At 56.2% G+C, this 25,419-nt stretch carries 23 protein-coding genes; 7 read left to right on the forward strand and 16 right to left on the reverse strand.

What is annotated here, in order from left to right; genetic code table 11:
- Window positions 1-27: 27 nt before the first annotated feature.
- Window positions 28-390 carry a YibL family ribosome-associated protein gene (locus C5523_RS00700; protein ID WP_039080141.1) on the reverse strand — a complete coding sequence of 121 codons (363 nt, stop codon included), beginning with the start codon at window positions 388-390 and terminating at the stop codon, window positions 28-30.
- A gap of 137 nt (window positions 391-527) precedes the next feature.
- Between C5523_RS00700 and C5523_RS00705 the strand changes: the two genes are divergently transcribed.
- Window positions 528-746 carry a hypothetical protein gene (locus C5523_RS00705; RefSeq protein ID WP_039080142.1) on the forward strand — a complete coding sequence of 73 codons (219 nt, stop codon included), beginning with the start codon at window positions 528-530 and terminating at the stop codon, window positions 744-746.
- Window positions 747-748: 2 nt separating this feature from the next.
- Here the strand turns inward: C5523_RS00705 and mtlR are convergent, their stop codons facing one another.
- The 3 genes from mtlR to C5523_RS00720 form a co-directional block, all read right to left on the reverse strand.
- The gene (gene mtlR / locus C5523_RS00710) at window positions 749-1,336 is read right to left on the reverse strand and encodes a mannitol operon repressor MtlR (RefSeq protein WP_103245146.1); all 588 of its coding nucleotides are present in this window, start codon (window positions 1,334-1,336) and stop codon (window positions 749-751) included.
- A complete protein-coding gene (gene mtlD, locus C5523_RS00715; protein WP_039080144.1) occupies window positions 1,336-2,484 on the reverse strand; it encodes a mannitol-1-phosphate 5-dehydrogenase in 1,149 nt (382 codons plus the stop codon). The genes mtlR and mtlD overlap by 1 nt, the downstream gene beginning before the upstream one ends.
- A gap of 136 nt (window positions 2,485-2,620) precedes the next feature.
- Complete coding sequence (locus C5523_RS00720; RefSeq protein ID WP_039080145.1) at window positions 2,621-4,531, reverse strand: PTS mannitol transporter subunit IICBA; 1,911 nt, start codon at window positions 4,529-4,531, stop codon at window positions 2,621-2,623.
- Window positions 4,532-5,069: 538 nt separating this feature from the next.
- On the opposite strand from C5523_RS00720, the gene C5523_RS00725 reads away from it, so the two are divergent.
- The 5 genes from C5523_RS00725 (at window position 5,070) to dbpA (ending at window position 10,921) form a co-directional block, all read left to right on the forward strand.
- Complete coding sequence (locus C5523_RS00725; protein ID WP_108700454.1) at window positions 5,070-5,678, forward strand: glutathione S-transferase; 609 nt, start codon at window positions 5,070-5,072, stop codon at window positions 5,676-5,678.
- A 97-nt stretch (window positions 5,679-5,775) separates the two neighbouring features.
- Window positions 5,776-7,164: an L-seryl-tRNA(Sec) selenium transferase gene (gene selA, locus C5523_RS00730; RefSeq protein ID WP_108700455.1), complete on the forward strand. Its 1,389-nt coding sequence runs from the start codon at window positions 5,776-5,778 to the stop codon at window positions 7,162-7,164.
- A complete protein-coding gene (gene selB, locus C5523_RS00735; protein ID WP_071195061.1) occupies window positions 7,161-9,002 on the forward strand; it encodes a selenocysteine-specific translation elongation factor in 1,842 nt (613 codons plus the stop codon). The genes selA and selB overlap by 4 nt, the downstream gene beginning before the upstream one ends.
- A gap of 333 nt (window positions 9,003-9,335) precedes the next feature.
- Window positions 9,336-9,467, forward strand: a complete 132-nt coding sequence (locus C5523_RS27565; RefSeq protein ID WP_223878750.1) for a hypothetical protein — start codon at window positions 9,336-9,338, stop codon at window positions 9,465-9,467.
- Between the two features lie 80 nt (window positions 9,468-9,547).
- Window positions 9,548-10,921 (forward strand): ATP-dependent RNA helicase DbpA, encoded by a 1,374-nt coding sequence (gene dbpA / locus C5523_RS00740; RefSeq protein WP_039080149.1) that lies wholly within the window; start codon window positions 9,548-9,550, stop codon window positions 10,919-10,921.
- 70 nt (window positions 10,922-10,991) lie between these two features.
- On the opposite strand, the gene C5523_RS00745 is transcribed toward dbpA, so the two are convergent.
- Entirely contained in the window at window positions 10,992-12,965 is a 1,974-nt protein-coding gene (locus C5523_RS00745; RefSeq protein WP_108700456.1) for a glycoside hydrolase family 127 protein, read from the reverse strand.
- On the reverse strand, window positions 12,952-14,352 hold the full coding sequence (locus C5523_RS00750) for an MFS transporter (protein ID WP_108700457.1): 1,401 nt from the start codon (window positions 14,350-14,352) through the stop codon (window positions 12,952-12,954). Before C5523_RS00750 ends, C5523_RS00745 begins: the two co-directional genes overlap by 14 nt.
- A 250-nt stretch (window positions 14,353-14,602) precedes the next feature.
- Between C5523_RS00750 and C5523_RS00755 the strand changes: the two genes are divergently transcribed.
- Window positions 14,603-15,421, forward strand: coding sequence for a helix-turn-helix domain-containing protein (locus C5523_RS00755; protein WP_108700458.1), 819 nt, complete (start codon window positions 14,603-14,605; stop codon window positions 15,419-15,421).
- Window positions 15,422-15,768: 347 nt separating this feature from the next.
- Here the strand turns inward: C5523_RS00755 and araD are convergent, their stop codons facing one another.
- The 10 genes from araD to C5523_RS00805 all read right to left on the reverse strand — a co-directional run bounded on the left by araD (window position 15,769) and on the right by C5523_RS00805 (window position 25,407).
- Complete coding sequence (gene araD, locus C5523_RS00760; protein ID WP_039080153.1) at window positions 15,769-16,464, reverse strand: L-ribulose-5-phosphate 4-epimerase; 696 nt, start codon at window positions 16,462-16,464, stop codon at window positions 15,769-15,771.
- Window positions 16,458-17,318, reverse strand: a complete 861-nt coding sequence (locus tag C5523_RS00765) for an L-ribulose-5-phosphate 3-epimerase (RefSeq protein ID WP_039080154.1) — start codon at window positions 17,316-17,318, stop codon at window positions 16,458-16,460. Before C5523_RS00765 ends, araD begins: the two co-directional genes overlap by 7 nt.
- Before the next feature lie 2 nt (window positions 17,319-17,320).
- Window positions 17,321-17,974, reverse strand: coding sequence for a 3-keto-L-gulonate-6-phosphate decarboxylase UlaD (gene ulaD / locus C5523_RS00770; RefSeq protein ID WP_108700459.1), 654 nt, complete (start codon window positions 17,972-17,974; stop codon window positions 17,321-17,323).
- Entirely contained in the window at window positions 17,971-19,476 is a 1,506-nt protein-coding gene (locus C5523_RS00775) for an FGGY-family carbohydrate kinase (protein ID WP_108700460.1), read from the reverse strand. Before C5523_RS00775 ends, ulaD begins: the two co-directional genes overlap by 4 nt.
- Window positions 19,477-19,531: 55 nt before the next feature.
- Complete coding sequence (locus C5523_RS00780; RefSeq protein ID WP_039080157.1) at window positions 19,532-20,851, reverse strand: MFS transporter; 1,320 nt, start codon at window positions 20,849-20,851, stop codon at window positions 19,532-19,534.
- Window positions 20,852-20,904: 53 nt separating this feature from the next.
- Window positions 20,905-21,840, reverse strand: coding sequence for a DUF4862 family protein (locus C5523_RS00785; RefSeq protein WP_108700461.1), 936 nt, complete (start codon window positions 21,838-21,840; stop codon window positions 20,905-20,907).
- A gap of 45 nt (window positions 21,841-21,885) precedes the next feature.
- On the reverse strand, window positions 21,886-22,353 hold the full coding sequence (locus tag C5523_RS00790; RefSeq protein ID WP_039080159.1) for a YhcH/YjgK/YiaL family protein: 468 nt from the start codon (window positions 22,351-22,353) through the stop codon (window positions 21,886-21,888).
- 11 nt (window positions 22,354-22,364) lie between these two features.
- Window positions 22,365-23,363: a 3-dehydro-L-gulonate 2-dehydrogenase gene (gene yiaK / locus C5523_RS00795; protein ID WP_039080160.1), complete on the reverse strand. Its 999-nt coding sequence runs from the start codon at window positions 23,361-23,363 to the stop codon at window positions 22,365-22,367.
- A gap of 111 nt (window positions 23,364-23,474) precedes the next feature.
- Window positions 23,475-24,338 carry an SMP-30/gluconolactonase/LRE family protein gene (locus C5523_RS00800; RefSeq protein ID WP_079496910.1) on the reverse strand — a complete coding sequence of 288 codons (864 nt, stop codon included), beginning with the start codon at window positions 24,336-24,338 and terminating at the stop codon, window positions 23,475-23,477.
- A gap of 1 nt (window position 24,339) precedes the next feature.
- Entirely contained in the window at window positions 24,340-25,407 is a 1,068-nt protein-coding gene (locus C5523_RS00805; RefSeq protein WP_223878814.1) for a substrate-binding domain-containing protein, read from the reverse strand.
- Between the last annotated feature and the right edge of the window lie 12 nt (window positions 25,408-25,419).

Raw genomic sequence — 25,419 nt, forward strand, 5'->3', positions numbered from 1 at the left:
CCCTTCGATGAAGAAGGGGAAGCGGGATCAGAAATCGGTTTTCGAGAAGCCTGTCATCTCTTTGAGGCCCATTTCGCGGCCCAGCGCGGTCATCGGGTGCACAACAATAATACCCCGCACGCTTTTTTTCAGCTTGCCCAGATCGGCCTGCTCTTTTTTGGTGATGGCGCGCTTGAACGGCATGCTTACCAGCTTTTGTGCTTCTTTACTGAGTTTCTGGCTGTACTGGCCACGCAGACGTTCAATTTCAGTTTCGATAGTCGCTTTTTCTTTCTCCAGCTCCGCATATTTTTCGGCGGATTCCACCAGCGACAAACCGGCCTGCTGGTGACGGATAGCGTCCAGACGGTCACTCAGGCGTTTAATTTCGTTCTTTTCAACTTCTTTCATAGGAATGTATTTCTGCAGATTAAAATATAAGGATACCGCATTGCGGCGAACAACCCCAGAAAAGCACGGAAACACTAAAAGTATCCCGCATGCAGGTCCATCTTTGTTTTACGGTTGGGCAAAAAGGAGAGGAGAAAATGGCTAAATTAGGTGACTACACCCCACAAATCATCGATAAAGCGATCGATTTTATGGCTTCAAGCCAGGCGTTCCGTGAGTACCTGGCGCATCAGCATAAGAAAGACCGTGTTCCTGATGATATTCCCACAGATAAGGTCGATATGTACCGTGAAAGGCTGGAATATTATCGCCAGCTTTATCGGCCTGCATGTGTTCATGAAGAAGAGACAGAGTAAGCTTATTTCTGGAATGCTTTTTTCAGGCTGATTCGGGAAATCAACTCCGTCAGGGAAAGCACCATGGTTGAACGAACGACCTGCTGGTAACGCTGTTTTTGCATAGCAAACAGGTCGGGGTCGCTGGTATCAAAGGGCGGTGTTGCAGGCAGCGCCGCCACGCAGTGCAGTTCGCCAAACGGCCCCAGGATTTCATCATCCGTGAAGGCGTATTCAGTGCCGTCGTGATTCAGTTCTTCACGTAACGCCATCAACAATTCCGCATCTTCATACTCATGCCGACTGATTACGCCAAGCCCATAAATCAGTTTTAAGCGCACGGACAAATTGCCCAGCGGTCCATCTCCGTCAAGCAACGGCTCTACAGCATATTTCACTGCATAGTCGTCTTTGCGGAAGACCTGAAGCACCAGGATATTCACCGCCTCGGTCAATAACTCGACGGCGGCAATCAGAAAGCTTCGTACGGTTTTGCCAGCATTCAGACGCTCGAGCACACGGTTTTCGAAAGCCTGTGTTAGTTCCATTATTGCCTGCATATCTGACAATCTTGTTAACAGGCGCGGGATGTCCCGCGCCAAACTCGGCATCATGCCTTTGCGTTGTATGCGTTAACAGCTTCGGCTACCACGTCGCTTGCTGCGTCCAGACCGGAGATCTGCACCAGCGCGGCCTGTGGGCCTTTTTCTTCAATTAAGGTCGCTAATTCCTGCGCCTGTGGATCCTGTTCACTGCGGTAATGCATGGCAGCGGCGATACCTTTTACCAGGTTCGCGTGCGGTAAACCATATTCCAGCGTGCCGAGCAGCGGTTTGATCAGACGATCGCCTGCGCTCAGTTTACGCAGCGGCTGACGACCTACGCGCTCAACATCATCTTTCAGGTATGGGTTCTCAAAACGACCAAGGATTTTTTCGATATACGCGGCGTGTTTGGCAGCATCGAAGCCGTAGCGCTTGATCAGAACCGCGCCACTCTCTTCCATTGCGCCTTTCACCACTGCACGGATGCTGTCATCCAGAATGGCGTCGCGAATGGTCTGATGACCGGTCTGTTGTCCAAGGTACGCGGTTATAGCATGCCCGGTGTTCAACGTGAAGAGCTTGCGCTCAACAAACGCCATCAGATTGTCGGTTAATTCCATGCCTGGAATGTTTGGCAGGTCGCCAACAAATTGGGTTTTATCAACAATCCACTCGCTAAAGGTTTCTACGGTTACTTCCAGCGGATCGTTAGTTGCAGATTCAGAAGGCGGAACAATGCGGTCCACTGCGGAATCAACGAAGCCGACATGGGCTTCAACCCACGCTTTATCTTCTGCTGCCAGCGCATTGAACACATGGCCTTTTAACTGAGAGGTGCCGCGCACCATGTTCTCACAGGCGATGATATTCAGCGGGGCTTCTACGCCCTGCGCTTTACGTTTTGCCAGGCCTTTGGCGATGGCCGGGGCGATACGCTCCAGAACCACCGGACCAACGGCGGTTGTCACCAGATCAACAGAGGCAATCAGATCAACCACATCGTCGCCGATGCTGCTCACCGCATTGACGCCGGAAACGGTGTCTACCTGCTCTTTTTCACCAACAACGTGAACCTGATAGCTATGACGGGCATTAAGGGCGTCGAGAACCACCTGATTAACATCGGCGAATGTCAGCGTAATCCCCGCGTCAGCCAGCAGTTTGCCGATGAAGCCACGTCCGATATTACCTGCGCCAAAATGTAATGCTTTCATAGAATTAACCTTAATCAATGTTTTTACCCGAGAGGGCTGGGGTGAGGAACCACGTGAAATTATCCTCACCCTAACCCTCTCCCTGAGGGAGAGGGGAGGTGTCTCCCGGATGCGCTTCGCTTATCCGGGACCAGGGTTACGCTTTCAGCAGCGCCAGCACTTCTTCAACGCTGTTGGTATTTGCCAGACGCTCGATAACGGTTTCATCATCCAGTGCGTTGGTCAGGCTGGTAATCACCTGAATGTGCTCGTTATTGCGCGCAGCGATACCGATAACCAGACGGGCGATGTCATCCTCTTCTTCACCGAAGCGCACGCCTTGCGGGTACTGGCAGAATACTACGCCGGTTTTCAGCACGCGATCTTTCGCTTCAACGGTGCCGTGCGGTACCGCGATGGACTCACCCAGGTAAGTCGGGGTCAGTTTTTCGCGTTCCAGCATCGCTTCAACGTATTCCGGCTGAACATAACCGCCTTTCACCAGTTGTTCGCCGGCAAAACGGATAGCTTCTTCTTTGTTACTGGCTGTACGACCCAGGAACACATTGTCTGCGCCCAGCTTGAACAGGTTGCTGTCGCCAGCGTCAAAACTATCCTGCAAGCTGGTCTGAACCTTTACGCTATTGTCCACGTGGCGCTGTGCGGCAACCAGGCGTTCAGTCAGGTTGGTGTACAGGCCGCTGTCCAGGAAGTTGGTCAGCGAAATATGCTGTGCCTGAGGAGCCTGACGCATAGCGCGCTCGGTCAGGTCACGGTGCGTAATCACCAGGTCAACGTCAGACGGCAGGCTGTTGATAGCGCTGTTGGTCACAGAGATGTTGGTCAGACCGGCATCCTGAACTTTCTTACGCAGCACACCGGCACCCATTGCGCTGGAGCCCATACCGGCATCACACGCAACGATGATTTTACGAACGTGGCTCAGGTCGTTGGTCACGTCGCCAGCGGCCAGCGGGGTAGCGCCTTTAGACTGTGCTTTCATGTCCTGTACACGACGGGTAGCCGCTTCGATATCGTCATCTTCTTCTTTCACTTTGCTGGTTTTCAGCAGAATCGCGGAGATAACGAAGGAGACGATCAGCGCAGCAAAGATAGCCACGAGGTTCGCGAAGTAAGTGCCTTTCGGTGTCATTGCCAGTACGGCCAGGATGGACCCCGGAGAAGCCGGAGAAACCAGGCCGCCGTTCAGCACGCTCAGCGTGAACACGCCAGTCATACCGCCGAGGATTACCGCCAGCAGCAGACGTGGGTTCATCAGCACGTACGGGAAGTAAATTTCGTGGATACCGCCCAGGAAGTGGATGATAGCCGCGCCGCCAGCAGACTGACGAGCACTACCACGACCAAAGAACATGTACGCCAGCAGAACGCCCATCCCCGGACCCGGGTTGGCTTCGATCAGGAAGAAGATAGACTTGCCGAGGTCATGAGACTGCTGAATACCCAGCGGCGAGAAGATACCGTGGTTGATGGCGTTGTTGAGGAACAGGATTTTCGCCGGTTCAACAAAGATAGACGCCAGCGGCAGCATGTCGTGCGCCACCATGAAGTTAACGCCAGCAGCCAGGCCTTTGGACAGAACTTCAACCGCAGGGCCGATGCCTTTAAACGCCAGCAGTGCCAGAATCATACCGATGATGCCAGCGGAGAAGTTATTCACCAGCATTTCGAAACCGGATTTGATCTTACCGTCTACAGCGGCGTCGAATTTCTTGATGCACAGACCGCCCAGAGGACCGGCAACCATTGCACCAAGGAACATCGGCATATCAGCACCGACGATAACACCCATGGTGGTGATTGCACCTACCACACCACCACGATCGCCACCCACCAGACGACCACCGGTAAAACCGATCAGCAGCGGCAGCAGGAAAGTAATCATTGGGCCGACGAGTTTCGCCAGCGTTTCGTTTGGTAACCATCCTGTAGGAATAAACAATGCGGTAATAATACCCCACGCGATAAACGCGCCGATATTGGGCATTACCATGTTGCTGAGGAAGCGACCAAAGCTTTGCACTCTGATCTTGATATCGGATGACATAAAACACCCCTTCTTATGTTTGCTATCTCACAGGCCGGAAGCCCGAGGTTTTGTTGTTAACGTGGCGGCAGAGGTAGCCGGACCCATGATCTGTGCTGCGAAATCTCGCACCGAATCGATGAACTGTCCAGATGGTGCTAATTTGTGTGATAAAGATCACGTTAATGCAGGGGGTATACCATCCAATGAAGTGATCTTAGTCACAAAAATTATGTGTAAAAAAAGAACAAAGGCTAAAATTTCACCGCCATGCGCCTGTTAATGTGATGTTAATCACAATTGTTAGCGGTGAGTTTGTTGTTTGTTTGTGATCTAAATCACAAGATATTTTTGCCAGGAGTTTTCCGAGTGTGATCGGTCGCAAACTGTGGTTTTTCCTGGCCTGAGCCACTGTAATTCCCTTTCACTTTTCGCGTGGCTGCGAAGGCAAGACGTAACGCACTATAGTCAGAGCAGTTTTCACATTTATGAAATGGTCAGCGCGCGCTTTGGTCGGGTAGTACATACTTACTGTTTTGTTGGCGAAGAGGAGAAGGCAATGAAACTTATCGGCAGCTATACCAGCCCTTTTGTACGAAAAATATCGGTCATCCTGCTTGAGAAGGGCATCACCTTCGAATTTGTGAATGAACAACCCTACAACGCTATTAACGGCGTGGCGCATTACAACCCGTTGGGAAAAGTACCGGCCCTGGTAACCGATGACGGTGAAGTGTGGTACGACTCGCCGATCATTGCCGAATATATCGACCTGTTGGGTATCGCTCCGGCCATGCTGCCTGCCGATCCCAAAGCCGCGCTGAAAATTCGTCAGATTGAAGCGCTGGCGGACGGTATCATGGATGCGGCGCTGGTTTCCGTGCGTGAGCAGGCGCGTCCGGTGGCCCAGCAATCGGAAACGGAGCTCTCACGCCAGCGCGAAAAAATCAATCGCGGCCTCGACACCCTGGAGAGCTATATCAACGAAGGGGCATTACGCGTTGATGAGATGAACCTCGCCACTATCGCCATTGCCTGCGCCATTAGCTATCTCAATTTCCGCCGTGTCTCCCCTGGCTGGTGTGTGGATCGTCCGCAATTGGTTAAAATGGTGGAAAATCTCTTTCAGCGTGAAAGCTTTGCGCGCACAGAACCGCCAAAGGATTGACGCCCGTTATGTCAGGCTGAACCAAGTCGCTGTACAATCCCCCTCATGTCGAATCCCTCTCCCATCGGGAGAGGGCAACCCTCAGCCAGGCCATTTCATGACAACGGAAAATCACTCGCTTTACAGCCAGATCCCCTCAACCGATCGCCTGTTACGTGATGAGGCGTTCACTCTGTTACTGACCGAATTTGGGCACAACCGTGTGGCGCAGACGCTGCGTCAGTTGCAGGACGAAGCCCGTGATGACATCCGCCTGCGCCAGGCACTGCCCGCCTGGTGTAATGACTGGGCACAGGCAACGTACCAGCGCTTGTGGGATGAAAATGCCAGCGCGCTGCGCCCGGTTATCAACCTGACGGGCACCGTGTTACACACCAATCTTGGGCGCGCGTTGCAGGCGCAAGCGGCGATCGACGCCGTCGCGCAGGTGATGCGTTCACCCGTGACGCTGGAGTATTCGCTGGATGACGCCGGGCGCGGGCACCGCGACCAGGCGCTCGCCGATATGCTCTGCCGCCTGACGGGCGCGGAGGATGCCTGCATCGTCAATAACAATGCAGCGGCGGTTCTTCTGATGCTGGCGGCAACGGCCAGTGGTAAAGAAGTGGTGGTCTCCCGTGGCGAGCTGGTGGAGATCGGCGGCGCGTTTCGCATTCCGGATGTCATGCGCCAGGCGGGCTGCTTTCTGCATGAAGTCGGCACCACCAATCGCACCCATGCGAAAGATTATCGTGAGGCGGTCAACGACAATACCGCGCTGCTGATGAAGGTTCATACCAGCAACTATCACATTGAAGGCTTTACCAAAACGGTAGACGAAGCGGAGCTGGTGACGCTCGGTGATGAGTTAAATGTGCCGGTGATTGCGGATTTAGGCAGCGGCTCGCTGGTGGATTTAAGTCTCTATGGTTTGCCAAAAGAGCCGATGCCGCAGGAACTGATTGCCGCAGGCGTGAGTCTGGTGAGTTTTTCCGGCGATAAACTGCTTGGCGGCCCGCAGGCGGGCATCATTGTGGGAAAAAAAGCGCTGATCGCGCAGTTGCAGCGCCACCCGCTCAAGCGTGCGCTGCGGGCAGATAAAATGACGCTGGCGGCACTGGAAGCGACGCTGCGTCTGTATCTGCACCCGGAAAAGCTGCGGGACAATTTACCCACCCTGCGTTTGCTGACGCGAAAACCAGACGAGATTCGCCAGCAAGCGTTGCGCCTTGCCGGGGTGCTTGCCGACCATTACGATGCGTTTGACCTGCGTGTGGAAGCGTGTTTATCGCAAATCGGCAGCGGTTCCCTGCCAGTGGACAGGCTGCCCAGCGCCGCGCTGACTTTTACCCCGCGTGACGGCAGCGGGCGTCGCCTGGAAGCGCTTGCGGCATCCTGGCGTAACCTGCCAGAGCCGGTGCTGGGGCGGATCTCTGATGGCCGCTTATGGCTGGATTTACGCTGTCTTGAGAATGAACCCCGATTTCTGGAGATGTTGTTGAAATGATTATTGCCACCGCCGGGCACGTCGACCACGGCAAAACGACATTACTACAGGCCATTACCGGCGTGAATGCTGACCGTTTGCCGGAAGAGAAAGCGCGCGGTATGACCATCGATCTTGGCTATGCCTACTGGCCGCAGCCGGATGGCAGCGTGCCAGGCTTTATTGATGTGCCGGGCCACGAGAAGTTTCTGTCCAATATGCTCGCAGGTGTGGGCGGTATCGACCATGCGCTGCTGGTGGTGGCCTGCGACGATGGCGTGATGGCGCAAACCCGCGAGCATCTGGCTATTTTGCAACTCACCGGTAACCCGGCGCTGACTGTTGCGCTGACCAAAGCCGATCGCGTGGATGAGGCGCGTATTGATGCCGTCCGCCACGAGGTACTGGCGACGTTAAATGACTTTGGCTGGAAAGAGGCGGCGCTGTTTGTGACGGCGGCAACCGAAGCGCGTGGCATTGACGAACTGCGCGCGCACCTGCTGCAACTGCCTGCACGTGCGCATCCGCAGCATCAACGTTTTCGCCTGGCGCTCGACCGGGCGTTTACGGTGAAAGGGGCGGGGCTGGTGGTGACCGGAACCGCGCTGTCGGGTGAAGTGCGTGTGGGCGATACGCTGTGGCTGACCGGGGTGAATAAGCCGATGCGCGTGCGCGGATTGCATGCCCAAAATCAGCCGACCGAGCGGGCGTATGCCGGGCAACGCATCGCCCTGAATATCGCCGGTGATGCGGAAAAAGAGGCCCTGACCCGTGGGGACTGGCTGCTTTCCGTCACGCCGCCCGAACCTTCGGAGCGTGTCATTGTGGCGCTGCAAACCCATACGCCGTTGACCCAGTGGCAACCGCTGCATATTCACCACGCTGCGAGTCATATCACCGGGCGCGTATCATTGCTGGATAACAACCTGGCGGAGCTGGTGCTCGATACGCCGTTATGGCTGGCAGACAACGACAGACTGGTGCTGCGGGACATTTCCGCGCGTGAAACGCTGGCAGGCGCGCGCGTGGTGGCGTTGCACCCACCGCGTCGCGGCAAGCGCAAACCGGAGTATCAGCAGTGGCTTGGCGCACTGGCGGCAACAGAAAGCGATGCGCAGGCGCTGGCCGTGCATCTGCAACGCGGGGCGGTGAACCTTCCGGCCTTTGCCTGGGCGCGGCAGTTGAACGATGCCGGGCTTGAGGCGTTGGTGAACGAACCTGGGTTTATTCGTGCGGGAGACAACCTGCTCAGTGCGCCCGTGGCCGCAGGCTGGCAGCGTAAATTGCTGGCGACGCTTGCCCAATATCACGATCAGCATGCGGATGAACCCGGCCCTGGACGCGAGCGTTTACGGCGTATGGCGCTGCCGATGGAAGATGAAGCGCTGGTGCTGACGCTGATTGAGCAGATGCGCGACAGCGGCGAGATCCACAGCCACCACGGCTGGCTGCATCTGCCGGATCATAAAGCGGGCTTTACCGACGAGCAGGCCGCCATCTGGCAGCGTGCCGAGCCGTTGTTCGGCGACGAACCCTGGTGGGTGCGTGATTTAGCGCGTGAGACGGGCGCGGATGAGCAGGCGATGCGCAGCGTGTTGCGCCAGGCGGCACAACAAGGGCTGATAACGGCGATCGTCAAAGATCGTTATTACCGCAACGATCGGATTGTCGCTTTCGCGAGTATGATCCGCGACCGCGATCCGATTCACGGTTCGACCAGCGCAGCGGATTTCCGCGACACCCTTAACGTCGGGCGTAAGCTGGCGATTCAGATCCTGGAATACTTCGACCGCATCGGTTTTACCCGCCGTCGCGGCAATGACCACGTGCTGCGCGATAAAGCGCTGTTTACGAAATAGCCTGCCCCCCGGTGGCGCTTGCGCTTACCGGGGCTACGGGGATTGTAAAGGGGAACGCGGTGTTCCCCTTTACCCGTTCACGTGTCCGGAGGTGACATTTCGCCATGAACATAAGGTGAACGGAACCCACCTTCCGAGCCGCATATTCCCCTCACCCCAACCCTCTCCCCGGGGGAGAGGGAGAAAACCGGGTGTAGCCAAGATAAGGCGTTTGCGCCGCCATCCGGGGTTACGACCGGGTGGGGAACAGACTGAATGACAGGGAATATTCGCCATTCCTCCGGTCCACGATCCCGATTGTCTATACTCGATAAAACAACACGGGAGGAAAATATGGCCACACATCACCAGTCCGATGACCAACACACCAAAGATGTTAAAGACGCGCCAAACAAACAGGGAGAAATCCCTCGTAAGCGCGATGACAGCAAGGACGACCAGAAAGACCCTTTTAAAGCGAGCTAAAGGCAAACATATGTAGCCGCAATGACCGGACACACAGAGTCTGCTAGCATAGCGGCCTGCAACTACTCAGAGATAACACCGTGACCGCCTTTTCAACCTTAAATGCTTTGCCCGCTGAACTCCTCGCCAACCTTGATGAGCTGGGTTATCACTCCATGACCCCGGTCCAGGCGGCGGCATTGCCGGCGATCCTTGAAGGGAAAGACGTGCGCGTACAGGCGCAGACCGGCAGCGGCAAAACCGCCGCTTTTGGCTTAGGATTGCTGCAGCACATCGATGCCAGCCAGTTTGTGACCCAATCTCTGGTGCTATGCCCAACGCGTGAGCTGGCCGACCAGGTCGCCAAAGAGCTTCGTCGTCTGGCGCGTTATCTGCCCAACATTAAAATTCTGACCTTGTGCGGCGGTGTGCCCTTTGGTGCACAGCGCGATTCGCTCCAGCATGCGCCGCATATCATCGTCGCCACGCCGGGTCGTCTGCTGGATCATCTGGAAAAAGCCACCGTCACCCTGGACGCCCTGAAAACGCTGGTCCTGGATGAAGCCGATCGCATGCTCGATATGGGCTTTAGCGACGCCATTGACGCCATCCTGCGTCATGCGCCGGAACGTCGTCAGACGCTGCTCTTTTCCGCCACCTGGCCTGCGGCTATTGCGGCCATCAGTACCCGTTTCCAGCGCGATCCGCAAACCATTGAAATCGACTCGGTCGAAGCCTTACCGGCGGTGGAACAGCACTTCTATGAAGTCTCGCGCCGGGAAAAAATCCCGCTGCTGCTGAGTCTGTTAAGCAAGCATCAGCCAGCTTCCTGTGTGGTGTTCTGCAACACCAAAAAAGATTGCCAGGAAGTGTGCGATGCGCTGAATGAGCGTAATCAGAGCGCGCTGGCGCTGCATGGCGATATGGAACAGCGTGACCGCGACCAGACGCTGGTGCGCTTTGCCAACGGCAGTAGCCGTGTTCTGGTGGCTACCGACGTCGCCGCGCGCGGGCTGGATATCAAAGCGCTGGAAATGGTCATCAACTACGAGCTGTCCTGGGACCCGGAAGTGCACGTACACCGCATTGGCCGTACCGCGCGTGCCGGGCAGAGCGGTATGGCGCTTAGCCTGTGCGCACCGGAAGAAGCGCAGCGTGCGGCTATTCTCGGTGAAATGCTGGCTATTTCGCTCGACTGGCAATCCCCGGTTATCAGCAACAACATCAAGCCGCTGGAAGCGGAGATGGCGACCCTGTGCATCGATGGCGGTAAGAAAGCCAAAATGCGCCCCGGTGATATTCTGGGCGCACTGACCGGTGATATTGGCCTGGATGGCGCGGATATCGGCAAGATTGATATGCACCCGATGCATGCCTATGTTGCCGTGCGTCAGTCCGTGGCAAAACAGGCCTGGAAGCAACTCCAGCAGGGCAAAATCAAAGGCAAAGCCTGCCGGGTGCGTCTGCTCAAGTAAGACGGTGAACGGTAACCCGGATAAGGCGTTACGCCGACATCCGGGACATTCCGGCGATTACGGCATCCGGTTACCTTTCCTCGTTAACCCAAATCCGCATCTCCCCTTCGCCGCGATTTGCCCAGGAGAACCACGGAATAAAGGTCAGCGTCTGCGCCTGACGTTCGCCTGGCGTTTTGTCATAACGCCACAGAGCCTGCTGCCCCGCGTCAGCCGCTGTTTGTTTATAGCCCTGCGCCTGAATCAGCATTTTATGGGCGAAAATCCCCTTACCCTCAAAAACGCTGAATGTCGCCTGCGGTGAGAGCCACAGATTATGCAGCTCTTCCCCGTTGTCCGCCTGCTCCAGACAGTAAACCAGCGGCCCGCGCTGAATCGCCACTTTACCCGCCACATGACGCAGCAGCGGATTGCCATAAACCCGGCGTACCGGCATTGGCAGGGTGAGCGTCAGGGTATCGCCCTCCTGCCAGCGGCGCTGAATATGCAAATAGCCTTTACGGATATCGCTGGCCACCTCCGCGCCGTTCAGCGTGATGTGCGGATCGGCGCACCAGTCCGGCAGACGCAGCGCCAGCGTGTGGTCAACCGCCTGCGGCGACTCGATGGTAATGGTGACCTGCTCCTGCCACGGATAGTTGCCGCTGATCCGCAGCCGCAGCGCCTGGCCGCCCACCGGGATCTCCACGCTATTGCCAACGTAGAGGTTGATATAAAGCGCATCTTCGCGCGGAGTGTAGAGATAATGGCCGAGCGAGGTGAGCACGCGGGCGATATTCGGGGGGCAGCAGGCACAGCCAAACCAGCGCTGACGAACCGGTTTCACATGGTCATAGATATGGTTGAATTTCAGTGACTTCGGGTGCACTTCCAGCGGGTTAACGTAGAAGAAGTGCTTCCCGTCCAGTGCCATGCCGCCGAGCACCGTATTGTAGAGCGCACGCTCCATCACATCGGCGTACTGGCTGTCGGCCTCCATCTCCAGCATTCTGCGGGCGAACATCATCAGCCCAATGGAGGCACAGCTTTCGGCATACACCGTATCGTTGGGTAGATCGTAATCGCTGCTGAACGCCTCGCCGCTGCTCTGCGAGCCGATGCCGCCGGTGATGTAAAGCTGGCGCTGCGCCATATTGTTCCATAGCCGCAGGCAATCCTGACGCTTCCCTTCGTCCTGGCTTAAGCGCGCCAGGTGGGCCACGCCGGTCATCAGGTAGACGAAGCGTACCGCGTGGCCGATAGCCGTTTGCTGTTCGGCTAACGGCTGGTGTGCCTGACTGTAGGCTTTGTCTTTGACCATCCACGCCGGGCCGTAGGTATGCCAGTAAGAGGTCCGCCCGCGCTTTTCATATTCGACATCGTAGAAATGCGGCTGCGTGCCACGCTGCTCAACAAAGTAATTCACCAGCGCCAGATAGCGCGGCTCCTGAGTAACTTCGTACAAACGCATCAGCGCCAGTTCGATCTCCGGATGCCCTGGGTAGCCGTGCAACTGCTGTTCACCGGGGCCGAAGACCGAATCGATATGATCCGCCAGGCGGCAGACCACCTCCAGCAGACGGCGTTTCCCGGTGCCCTGAAAATAAGCCACCCCCGCCTCAATCATATGCCCGGCGCAATAGAGCTCATGGCATTCGGCCAGGTTGGTCCAACGGTCCTGCGGCGCTTTGACCGTGAAATAGGTGTTGAGGTAACCATCGTCACACTGGGCTGCGGCGACCAGCTCGATCACCTCATCGGCGGTCTTCTCCAGTTCCGCATCCGGCTTCTGGCACAGTGACCAGGCCACCGCTTCCAGCCACTTGGCGACGTCGCTGTCCTGAAAGACCATGCCGTAAAACTCCCCCTCCTGCAGCCCGGCGGCGATACGAAAGTTTTCAATCGCATGGCTGGGGTCGGCTTCGGCGATACGGTCATTCAGCGCATCCCACTGGTAGGGAATAACAACCTCGCGCACCAGTTGTTGATACTGGCCGAGAAAAGCATCGCTGACTTTCAGTTTGTGCAGATCGACTTCCATTACAGACTCCTTAAGACTGAACATGACGCTGGCGCAGATCGGTGGCAATACGCGCCATCATGGGATTGTTGAGCTTGCAGGCGCGGATAGCGAACGCCAGCAGCAGGTGGAACAGGGCAGGCAGCAGCGTCTCCATTGCGGTGATGCCTTGTAACGAAGCGGGTGTCTGATTTCCTGCGCCGGGCTGATAGGCGACGAAAACGAACACCAGGCTGATGATGACGGCGCTGGACGCCCACGCGAGCTTGATGCAGAAGAGGTTGAAGGCGAAGTTCATACCGGACGAACGCACGCCGGTCTTCCACTCGCCGTAATCATCGGCGAAGGCCATCAGTGAGAAATGCAGCGGCAGGGTAAAGCCGAGGATCACGCCATTGCCCAGAATGACCGCCAGCCACAGGGTCTGCCAGGCCGGTCCGGTAGGCAGGAGCCACATCATCACCGACAGCGCGGCCAGCACGAGGTTGGTGTAGTAGTAGAATTTCACCGTGTCGAAGCGTTTTGACAGCGGGTTAACCAGCACCGAGCCAAGAATCGAGGCAAAGGTCACCATGGTGAAAAATAGCGAGGTATAACCGGTGCTGCCTTGCAGTACATAGGTGATGAAGTACATGTAGCCGCCGCCGCGAATGTTGAACACATTGATCAGCAGGAAAGACATCAGCAGCATCAGTAACAACTGGTCGTTTCTACGCAGCCCCGCCAGATGTTCACGCAGGGTGAATTTACCCATCGTCGACAGCGGCACCCGTTCGCGCACCCAGAAGAAACAGCACAGGAACATCACCACGGCGATGGCGCACAGCACGCCGACACCGAGCTGATAACCCTGCGCGGCATTCCCTTTACCCAAGGAGGAGACCAGCCACGGCAGGCCAACTGAGACCAGAAAACCCGCCACGCCACAGAGCACAAAACGCCAGGACTGACAGGAGATCACTTCGCTATGACGCGTGGTCATCGTATTGATCAGCGCGCAGTAGGGCACGTTGATGGCGGTATAACCCACAGAAAGCAGAAGATAAGTGCCAAACGCCCAGGCAATTTTCACGTTCATGCTGGCATCGGGGACGGTGAAGGTCAGCACGCCGATAATGCCAATAGGCAGGGCAATCCATAGCTGCCAGGGGCGAAAACGGCCCCAGCGACTTTGGGTGCGGTCAGCGATGATCCCCATTACCGGGTCGGATATGGCATCGAATACACGTAATGCCATAAACAGTGTGCCGACCAGCGCCGGGGTTAAGCCAAAAATATCGGTATAAAAAAAGGTCAGGAAATTCATGATTAAGCAGGTAATTACCGTTCCGCCTGCGTCACCCAACCCATAGCCTATTTTTTCACGTACGGATAATTTATCGTCCAGCGCTTTTTGCGCTGAATCGGTATTGGAAATTAATGTTGAAGTCATGGAAAACGCCTCACGGATATTCCAAAAGTAACCCGCTTATTTGCAGATTTTGTTGTGTAGTTTGCAAAGTACGTTATTTATTTTGCATTGAATTGACCACACAACAAGGGAAGGGAAAAGTACAAAAAGATGACGATTCCGACCTGATGCGCAAAGTGTGATTTTGATCCGGCGCGGGGCTTATATTTCGTTAATAATCAAAAACAAGATGCAGTGTAATGGCTCTCCTGTAGCGAGAATTGACATATTTATGCTTGAATTATCCATAATATTTCCGCTTCGTGTGCAAAATGGCGGCTTATTTATCTCGCGCGGTGTGGGAAGCCATCCGTCACGGACTCTGCATTCCTGGGAGGTGATTTTCGTCGAAAAGGGGACATTAACGATCCGCGAAGAAGAGAAACTCTTTACGGTTAATGCCGGCGAAACACTTTTACTCTGGCCGCAACGACGACATGTTGGCGTAGGGGAATTTCCGGCAGATCTTAAATTCTACTGGCTGCATTTTGAATTAACGGCTGCGGTGGAAAAAACAGGACAAAACAGTGTGCTTATGTTGCCGCAACATACAGCTTTAAATGATCCGCAATATATGACGGCGTTATTTCGCCAGTTTTTACATGAGCAGGAAAATGTCCATCGCAGCGTGGCAATGGAATGTATTTTACTGCTGATTCTGCAACAAATATCAGCCTCTGCGCTCAGCGAGCGTGCCGTGGATAATCCAGGAATGGCGCTCGCCTGGAAAGCCCGGCAAATGATTGGTACGCAATTTCATCTGCCGATTTCGGCCTCGACGCTGGCAAAAGAGCTGCACTGCAACGCCGACTACCTGGGGCGGGTGTACCGGCGCGCCTTTCGTCTGCCGCTGACCGAAGCCATTCATCGCCAGCGAGTACGGGCGGCGGAAAAATTACTGATCAGCGACTCGTTATCGTTAAAAGAGGTGGCGGGGCAGTGTGGGTTTCATGATGTGGGCTATTTCCGGCAGATTTTTCGCAAACACACCGGGCTGACGCCCGCCGCATGGAAGCGGCGGTATTGTAAGGAGCATATTAATTCGGGGTGAATGTTTTGATGTGGTGCGGTCTGATGCCCTCACCCCGGCCCTCTCCCACAGGGAGAGGGAGAAACCGGAGCGCTCACCCCGGCCCAGCAAACCGGTGCTAAGGTGCAACCGGGCTCGATCGGTTCCCTCTCCCACAGGGAGAGGGAGAAACCGGAGCCCTCACCCCGGCCCAGTAAACCGGTGCTAAGGTGCAACCGGGCTCGATCGGTTCCCTCTCCCACAGGGAGAGGGAGAAACCGTAACCCTCACCCTGGCCCAGTAAACCGGTGCTAAGGTGCAGCCGGGCTCGATCGATTCCCTCTCCTCTGGGGAGAGGGTTAGGGTGAGGGGCCCAGACCGCAGAAAACTTACTGCCCGTAGTAGGCGTTCGCGCCGTGCTTACGCAGATAGTGCTTATCCAACAATTCAGACTGCATATCCGGCAACTGCGGCGCCAGTTGACGGGAGAACAGGCCCATATAGGCGCACTCTTCCAGCACCACCGCGTTGTGCACCGCATCCGCCGCGTTTTTGCCCCAGGCGAACGGGCCGTGGGAGTGCACCAGCACGGCCGGAACCTGCATCGGGTTCAGGTCGCGCGCTTCAAAGGTCTTGATGATCACTTCGCCGGTTTCGTATTCGTACTCGCCGTTGATTTCCTCGGTCGTCATCAGGCGCGTGCAGGGAATGGTGCCGTAGAAGTAGTCCGCGTGCGTGGTACCCCAGGCGGGCAGATCCAGACCCGCCTGCGACCAGATCGTCGCGTGGCGGGAGTGGGTATGCACAATGCCGCCAATCTCTGGGAAGCGACGATACAGCGCCAGGTGCGTTGGCGTATCAGAAGAGGGCTTTTTACTGCCGTCGACCACGTTGCCAGTGGCGATATCCACCACCACCATATCCTCGGCTTTCATCACGTCGTACTCCACGCCGGACGGTTTAATCACCATCAGTTTGCGGGTTTCATCGACGGCGCTGACGTTTCCCCAGGTAAAGGTGACAAGCCCGTGTGCGGGTAGCGCCAGGTTTGCCGCCAGCACCTCGGCTTTCAGTTGCTCTAACATACGAATCCTCCTTCCTGCATACGGGCTTCAATCCAGCGACGGGCCTGGATGATCTCCAGCACCGGCTCTTTGGCTTTTTCGGTCCACATCTCAATCAGAAATGCGCCGCGATAATTCAGGTTCTGCAACGTGCTGAACACATTGACGAAATCCACACAGCCTTCGCCAAACGGCACATCACGGAACTGACCTGGGCTGGTTTCGGTGACGGGCTGCGTGTCTTTCAGGTGAATAGCTGCGATACGGTCGATACCGAGCGCCAGCTCTGCCGGTACGTCGTTACCCCAGGCGCTGAGGTTGCCCACGTCCGGGTAGACGGTGAACCACGGTGAAGCGAGCATCTCGTCCCATTTTTTCCATTTGGTAATAGAGTTCATAAACGCGGTATCCATGATCTCCACGGCCAGCATGACCTGTGCGCCTGCGGCCTGCTCAACGGCCCATGCCAGCCCTTCGGCGAAACGCTGCTGAGTGCCCGCGTCATGCTCTTCGTAATAGACGTCGTAGCCCGCAAGCTGAATGGTGCGGATACCTAAGTCACGCGCCAGTTTGATGGCTTTGGTCATGATGTCGCGGGCACGTTCGCGCACGGTTTCATCGCGGCTGCCGAACGGGAAGCGACGATGGGCGGAAAGGCACATCGACGGAATCGACACATTGGTTTCCAGCATCGCTTCCACTAACGAGGCGCGCTGGGCGGTGGTCCATTCGAGTCGCGAGAGGCGCTCGTCGGTTTCGTCGACGGACATTTCCACGAAGTCGAATCCGCAGCTTTTAGCCAGAACCAGACGCTCCGGCCAGGATAAGTCTTTCGGTAACGCTTTTTCATAAATACCTAACGGATGGTTGCGCATGTTTACGCTCCCCAGATGTCGTGGATGCGGGCGTGGAATTCTTCGGCGACCTGCTGCGGATTCGCCGCACCAGACAGCGCGCGTCCGGCAATGAACGCCTTCACATTGATCTCTTTAAATAACGGCAAATCGGCAGGGGTGATGCCGCCGGTAATGGAGAGTTCGAGGCCAATATCGGACAGCGCTTTCATGCGTGCCAGGTCCGCTTCACCCCACTGCTGGCCGCTCGCCTGCGCGTCACGACCACGGTGGTAAATGGCCTGACGCACCCCGGTGTTGTACCAGTCGCGGGCATCGTCGAAGGTCCAGTTACCAAACAACTCAATCTGAATTTCTCCCCCGCGTGCTGCGGCAACGGCATGGCCTTTTTCGATGGTAGCCAGCGGTGCGGCACAGATAATAGTCATCCAGTTTGTACCTGCGTCCAGCGCCTGCTGGGCCAGAGTTTCACCGGCATCGGCCACCTTCCAGTCGGCAACGATGATTTTCTCCGGGCACTGGGCGCGTAAGGCGCGCACGGCATTTAACCCTTCACTGAGGCAGAGGATGGTGCCCGCTTCCACGATATCGACGTGATCTTTTAGCAACGCAACGTCGCGCTGGGCGGCGACAAGGCTGGTGTGGTCGAGCGCCAGTTGCAGTAGTGGTCGGCTCATAAAGAGTGCTCCTTAATACGGGCATGAAAGCCCTGAAGTGCTTCAATTAAAATCTGGTAACGGTGATATTTGCGCTGGTAGGCCGCATGGACGTTCATGTCCGGCGTCAGGGTGTGCATCTCGTAGTTGAGCGTCTGCTGGGCATCGCTAAATTTCTGATAGACGCCGGTGCCGACCAGTGCGGCGATGGCCGCGCCAAAGCAGCCGGTCTCTTCCACCTGCGGCAACTCAACGGGCAGGCCGCTGACATCCGCGAGCATCTGCATCCAGACTCTGGAATGGGCCGGGCCGCCGGTGACGCGCAGGGCGCGCACGTCGGTAAAGCGCTCGCGCATGCGGTTGAGGTGCGTCATATGGCTGAACACCACCCCTTCGTAGACCGCCTGCAACAAGTGCGCGCGGGTATGTAGCGCCTGCATGCCATAAAAGCCGCTGGTCATATCCAGCCCGGCGTTACTGCCATACAGGAAAGGTAAGAAGAAGACATCGCTGGCGGCTTTCGGCAGGCTGTCGACGAGCTGATTGATCTCAGAAAAGCTGATATCGCCCCACTGCGCGGTCAGCCATTCCAGGTTGCCGGACGAGGTGGGGCTGGCTTCGTGCACGATGTATTGCCCGTCATTGACGTAGCGGCCATACACATAGGGATGCGCTTCGTTGTCGCGCAGGCCTTCGGCAATACCGCTGGTGACAGCCCAGGTGCCCATCACGGCATTGAGCGTGTATTCGTCTTTCAGACCGGCGCAGATCGCGGTGGAAACCACATCAAACAGACCGCCCACAACGGGTGTTCCCGCTGCGAGACCGGTAATGGCGGCTGCCTGAGCGGTGATTTCCCCGCTGATTTCTGCAGAACCCACAATCGGCGGCAACGCGGGGTCTATCTCGCTAATGCCCAGCCATTGTGTCAGGCAGGGGTCATACTGCCCGGTGGTCATATGGTAGAGGTTGGATTCAGAGATATTGCTCTCTTCACACCCCTTTACGCCGGTCAGACACCAGCGCAGGTAGTCGTGGCCCATCATCACGCAGCCAATCTGTGCGTAACGTTGCGGCTCGTTTTCTTTTACCCAGCGCAGCAGCGGGGCCGGGTGCCCGGTCCACAGGGTCTGGCGCGTTAACGGGTAGAGTTTTTGCGGAATGCCGTCCTGCTGCCAGCGCTTGACGATTTCCATGGCACGGCGGTCGGAAGAGAGGATCGCGGCGCCCAGCGGCTGGTCATTTTTATCAAGTAAAAACAGTCCTTTACCCTGAGCGGAGATGCCCACGCCCTTAACGTTTTCGCCGCCAATGCCGGTACGTCGCAACAGGCGGGAGATGGTCGCCGCGCAGTGTTGCCACAGTTCCGCCATGTCGCGCTCCGCCCAGCCCGGATACGGGCTAAGAGTGCGGACGGACTGGCGTTCAATAGCAAATTCTTTACCCTGGCTGTTGTACAGTCCTGCTTTCAGATAAGTACCGCCACAATCGATACCCAGCCAGAAGGTCTCTTTTTCACTCATCTTTTTGTCCTGTTTTTTCACCCTCTCCCCGTGGGAGAGGGCTGGGGTGAGGGCATCAGACCGCACGTTTGGCCGTATTCGTCGCGCCCACGCTTGAGCTGTTGGCATCACACTTCGCCGGCAGCAGCAGCGCCATCAGCGCGGCAATCGCCAGAGACACCGCCAGGCAGTAGACGCCCGCATCCTTGCTGTACATGGTGATCAGCACACCCACGGCATACGGACCGCAGAAGCCACCCAGGTTACCCAGGGCGTTAATCACGCCGCGTGCGCCACCGGCCATTTCCGCGCTGAACAGACGAGCAGGAATGGTCCAGAACACCCCGGCAGCGGACTGCAGGAAGAAGCCACAGCCAACCAGTGCGGCATACGACAGCCAGATGCTCTCTTTCAGGGTGACGGAGAGGAACATGCAGGTGGCGAAGCCAATCAGCGGCAGGGAGACGAACAGCTTGCGTTTACCGGTACGGTCGGACAGAGAAGAGAACAGGAACATCCCGGCGATAGCGCCAACGTAAGGCAGAATGGCAAGCATTCCGACCTGGCCCATGCTGGTGTGGGTCAACTCTTTGAGGATGGTGGGCAACCACAGGGTGTAGCCGTAAATCCCGGTTTGATAGAAGAAGTTCAGGGCAATTAACTGCCACATGGTACGGTCAGACAACACCGCGCCCAGCGAGGCATTGACCACGGTTTTACCCGCAATGGCACGCTGCTCAGCGGCCAGGGTTTCCACCAGATATTTCTTCTCGGCTTCGCTAATCCAACGGGCTTCCTGCGGACGGTCATACACGGTCAGCGCCCACAGCACCAGAACAACCAGTGACAGCAGACCTTCGATGATGAACAGCCAGCGCCAGTCGAGTGCGGTAATGATCCAGCCGGAGAGCGGGGCGGTGATGATCCCGGCAATCGGGACAAACATAATGACGATGGCATTTGCGCGACCACGTTCGGCATCCGGGAACCAGTTGCTGATCATGGTGAGCACCACAGGCAGCATGCCGCCTTCCGCCACACCGAGCAGGAAACGCAGTGCTAACAGTTGATATTGGTTGGTGACAATACCGGTAAGCACAGAGATGACCGCCCAGGCGACCAGTGACCAGCCGATGAATTTTTTACCGCTGCCGTGCACGGCGATTTTCCCGCCCGGTACCTGCAAGAAGAGGTAACCGAGGAAGAAAATACCGCCAGCCAAACCTGCCATGGTGGCGGTAATGCCTAAATCCTTGTCCATCCCGCCAGGCATTGCGAATGCGATATTCACGCGGTCCATATAAGAAATAATACACGCGATAAGAATAGGGGGAATAATTCTTAACCAGCGTTGGCGCGGAATATCCGCAGATGTAGCGTAAGAGGAAGTGTTCATATTAATCTCTCGTTAAAAGTAACAGGCCTTGCGATTAAATTGACGCTTTATATTTATTGTCTGGCTTTGTTTAACGCGGTAATGCCATCGCGTAATATGGCTATGCGATGATTCGCATCAGCATTAGCATCAATTTCCAGCAACTTAATACCGGCAAACTGTAATTTTGCTGTGTCAGCCACATTAAATAATTCTTTAGCACTTTCTACCGTGAGCAGGCTTTCCGGGCAGAAAGGGGCGAAAGGCGTATGCAGGTCAGTCCATTCACCATACGGCCCTTCGGTGGCGGTGCCGGAGAACATCAGCGCCCCCAGTTTTCCTGCGGCTTTCACCGCCTGAGTATGTTCCAGCGGCAGGGTGGTATTACGCCCTTCAATCGCGGAACGCGCCCAGTTAATGCATACATCAATGTTGTAGCCGGCGAGGGTATCCAGCACGTTTTCCAACGGCAGGAAACCTTTGCGCGGTGCGGGCTTGTTCATGGCGTCGCAGTGTTCCAGTACGAGCGAGCATGACCAGTCCCAACTGGCGATTTCTTTGATGGAGCGGATAAACGCATCGGTTGCCTGTGCCACATCAGCGTTACCGCCCTGCGGGGCAGCCTGCAGTTCCAGCGATATCACTTTATTGGCGAAGCGCTGGTTTACTGCATTGATTTTGTTCAGCAAATGACGATGGAACTCGACGCATGCCCGACGTTGTTCTTCATCGCTGGAGGCCAGACCGAAGGCCAGATTGCCGCCGCTGCGACGACGCATGGTCTCCGGGATCGCGGTGACCACAATCTGCCATTCGCCCGGCGTGTGCCGGAACAGCCACTCATCGCCATAAGCGTGCAGGTTTTCGTGGCACGGCTGCTCCAGACCGCGAATGTGCGGCGTATCCGCGAGTAAACGCCAGAATTCCTTCTCTTCCTGTTCGCTTTTTTGGTGAAACGAAGGCGCACAGGGGTATGCGCCGATAATATAACCGGCGTCATTCGTTTTCATGTTTCGCTCCTTTTATTTATCAGGTATCGATAAATAAATAACGGATTAATTCAATGCGGAAACCGCAACTTTAACGACTATTTTTCTGATCGCTGTTTCTCTGTGTTTATTACAGGCAGGACGATGGACATCCTGCGGAAAAAATATGGCGTAATTCCCTGGCACCATTTCAATCAACGATTCGTTTTCACTGTCGTGATAGAAAATAATATCGCGCTGCTCAAGTAATTCTTCGCTCACCACGTTATTGCCGGTATCAATGGCGACACCGATTTGTTCTTCGCCGGAATATAAATACTGAATATCCAGATAACGGCGATGCACTTCCGGGCGCAGCTCATCGTGAGGGCGAGTGGTCAGGTCGAGGATCTGCGCGTAAATCGTGCGCCCCTCAATTTCCACCACGCCCGGCTCCAGCTTGCTGAAATCCGTGGTGCGCAGGAATTCCAGTGCCTTTTCAATCGCTGCCGGATACCGGCAGGCGTTGGGTTGAGAAATATGTCCATAAATCATGATGATAATCCTTACAGCGACTTGATTTTCGCCCACACGCTGTCGTCAACGGTGATACCGTTGCGGCGGTTTTCTTCCAGCAGACGCGTAAATTCATGGCCCGGCAGACGCACAGGGACATTTTCATCGGCACGTTCAGCGGTCGTGATGTAATCCATAATGCGTTGCAGCTTGGCATCACGGGTGGCACCGTCGATCAGTTTGTCCACTTCGATGGCGATAAAGACCTGCGAAATGTTGAACTCGTCGCTGTTGTCTTCGGTGACGGCGGCCACGGAAGAACCATCGGACAGCAGGGTGGCAATCATATCCAGCACGATAGAGAGGCCAGAACCTTTCCAGTAGCCCATCGGCAGAATGCGGCGGTTTTTCTCAATCGGCGCCGGGTCTTTGGTCAGCTTACCTTCGTCGTCGAAGCCACCCTCAACCGGCAACTGGCGGCCCGCCAGGCGGTTCACTTCCAGCATGCCGTAGGAGAACATCGACATGGACATATCCACCATGGTGATCGGCGTGGACGGAATGGCAACGATCAGCGGGTTAGTCCCGATACGGCACTCTTTCGCGCCCCACGGCGGCATAACGGCGATGGAGTTGGTCCAGCAAATACCGATGTAGCCTTTCTCCGCTGCCTGCCAGCCGTAGCTGCCGCCGCGCATCCAGTGGTTAGCGTTACGTACCGCCACCAGGCCGATACCGTGGTCGGAGGCCAGTTCAATCGCGCGGTCCATCATCTTTTTCGCGGTCAGGTTGCCGATAGAACGCTGGGCATCCCACTGTTCAATCGCCCCCAGCGACGTGATGCGTTTTGGCAGCGCATCCGGAATGATGTCGCCATTTTCCAGTTGCTGGATAAAGCGCGGGAAACGGTTTACGCCGTGTGAATAGACCCCTGACTCGGTGGTGCGGGCAAACATCTCCGCACAGGCATCGGCGGTTTCTGCCGCCACACCGCGTGCCAGCAGGACACGGTTAAACTCATTTTTAAGATCAGAAAAACTCAATAACATACGCTTTCTCCATCACATCTTCGTTTTACATAGTGGAATTGCATTCCACTAAACTATGTTGGGTTGTGAAAACGCGCCGGCAGGGCCGGTGCGCTTCGGTATTAATCCTGTTTATCCCTGAATACGGGAGGGGGCGATGGTCACCCGGTAAAGCGATGTGGTCGCGGTAATAAACAGCGTATTTCCGTCAGGCCCACCAAACGTGCAATTAGAGACGCGCTCAGGGACGGGAATCGTTTCCAGCAGCGTCCCCTGCGGCGAGAAAATCAAAACGCCGGTCTCGCAACTACAGAAAATATTCCCCGCCGGGTCAACGCAAAAGCCATCCGGAATACCCGGCGCAACCTGGGTGACCACATGAGAAAATACCGCACTATCGCCGTCGAGACGGTAGGCGCGAATTTCCCGGCGGCCCTGCGTCGGAAAATCAATAATCGACATATCCGCCACGTAGAGCCATTTATCATCCGGCGAGAAGGCCAGCCCGTTAGGGCGCTGAGTATCGCTGATGGCGATCGTCGCCCGGTTGTTCGCTTCATCAAAACGATAGACGTAGCAGCCGATGACCTGGCTTGCCGCGCGATAACCCTCTTCGTCGCCGACGATGCCGTAGGGTGGGTCGGTAAACCAAATCGACCCGTCCTGGCGCACTGCGATATCGTTGGGCGAGTTGAAACGCAGCCCGTCGATTTTGTCCACCAGCAGGGTGTGATTTCCCTGCTTATCTGTCCGGCTGATACCGCGACGGCCATGTTCGCAGGTTAACAAACGCCCTTCGTTATCCAGCGCGTTGCCGTTGGCAAAGTGGGACTCAGCGCGAAACACGCTGACGCCGTTTTGCGCACTCCAGCGGTACATCTTGTTGCCCTTTACATCGCTGAAAATCACGCTCTGCTGTTCTGCCAGCCACACCGGGCCTTCCGCCCAGATGGCCGGAGAACACAGGCGTTCAAAACTGCCCGCGACGGCTAACATCTCACTTCACTCCCCAGATGGCTTTGTAGTGATCGCGATACTGGTTACCCGGGTCGAATTCATTGTTCTGGCCGCCGTCGGCGCTGATGTTTTCTTTGGTGACCAGGTGCGCCGGGGTAACATAGCCAGAAGGTTGTTTACCGGCGAAGGCGCGGTTGAACTCATCCAGTAACTGCCAGCCGTGCAGTTTCAGCGGCTCTGGCACGGTCGCGACTTGCGCTTTGCCATCGCGTACGCGCTGGTAGGCGGTAACGGAACCGTCGCCAGCCGAAATGTTGTACGGCGGCTTGCCATCCGTGCCTTTACCCGCGGTTTGCAGGGCCGGGGCCATAAAGTCGAAGTACAGGTCGTTGATGGCCAAAGAGTATTCGAACTTATCACCATATTTTTGCATCAGGCTGTAGGTCATGCCCGGCATGCGGTTAGAGGTGTCGGCAAGCGGGGTATCGATAAATTCAACCACCTGGCAGCCGCTGCATTGCTCAATCACTTTCTTCATCGCGTTGGCTTTATCCAGAGCGATTTGGTAGAGCGAGTCGGTGAAAATCAGCACCTTTGCCGTGCCGTTGGATTTCGCGACGGCGTAGAGTGCCGCCATGCGTGACACTTCGTTAGAGTCGGAGGTCACGTTGTAGAAAATGTTGTAGGCCGGAACCGGACCCGGTGCCGGAACAGCGTGCCATGCGGTCAGTACAATGCCCTCTTTCACCGCTTTTTTGAGCGGGATTTTGGCGACGTTCGGGTTCCAGCCACCAATCACGATACCGTCCGGTTTGCGGGCAATCGCCTGGTTCAGCGCCGCCAGTTGGTCTTTTACCGAACCCGCACCGTCCAGCACGTCGAGTTGCCAGCCCGCGATTTTTGCCGCTTCTTCAAGCCCCTCTTTAACGCCCAGCACGCCGCCGTTTTTCATGTCAGACGCGATGAAGATAATCTTTTTGTTCGGCTGTAACGCCGGGCCCTGTGTTGGGCCATCCCACACGGTGACAGGCGCGGTCGCTTTGGCAATCGCCGCCTGCGCCTGCTGAACATAGCTGTCATCGGCCAGGGCGAAACCGCTTGCCATCATCAACCCGGCAGC

Origin of the sequence: Phytobacter sp. SCO41 (assembly GCF_003073275.1) — a bacterium.
GTDB classification, from domain to species: Bacteria; Pseudomonadota; Gammaproteobacteria; order Enterobacterales; family Enterobacteriaceae; genus Phytobacter; species Phytobacter diazotrophicus.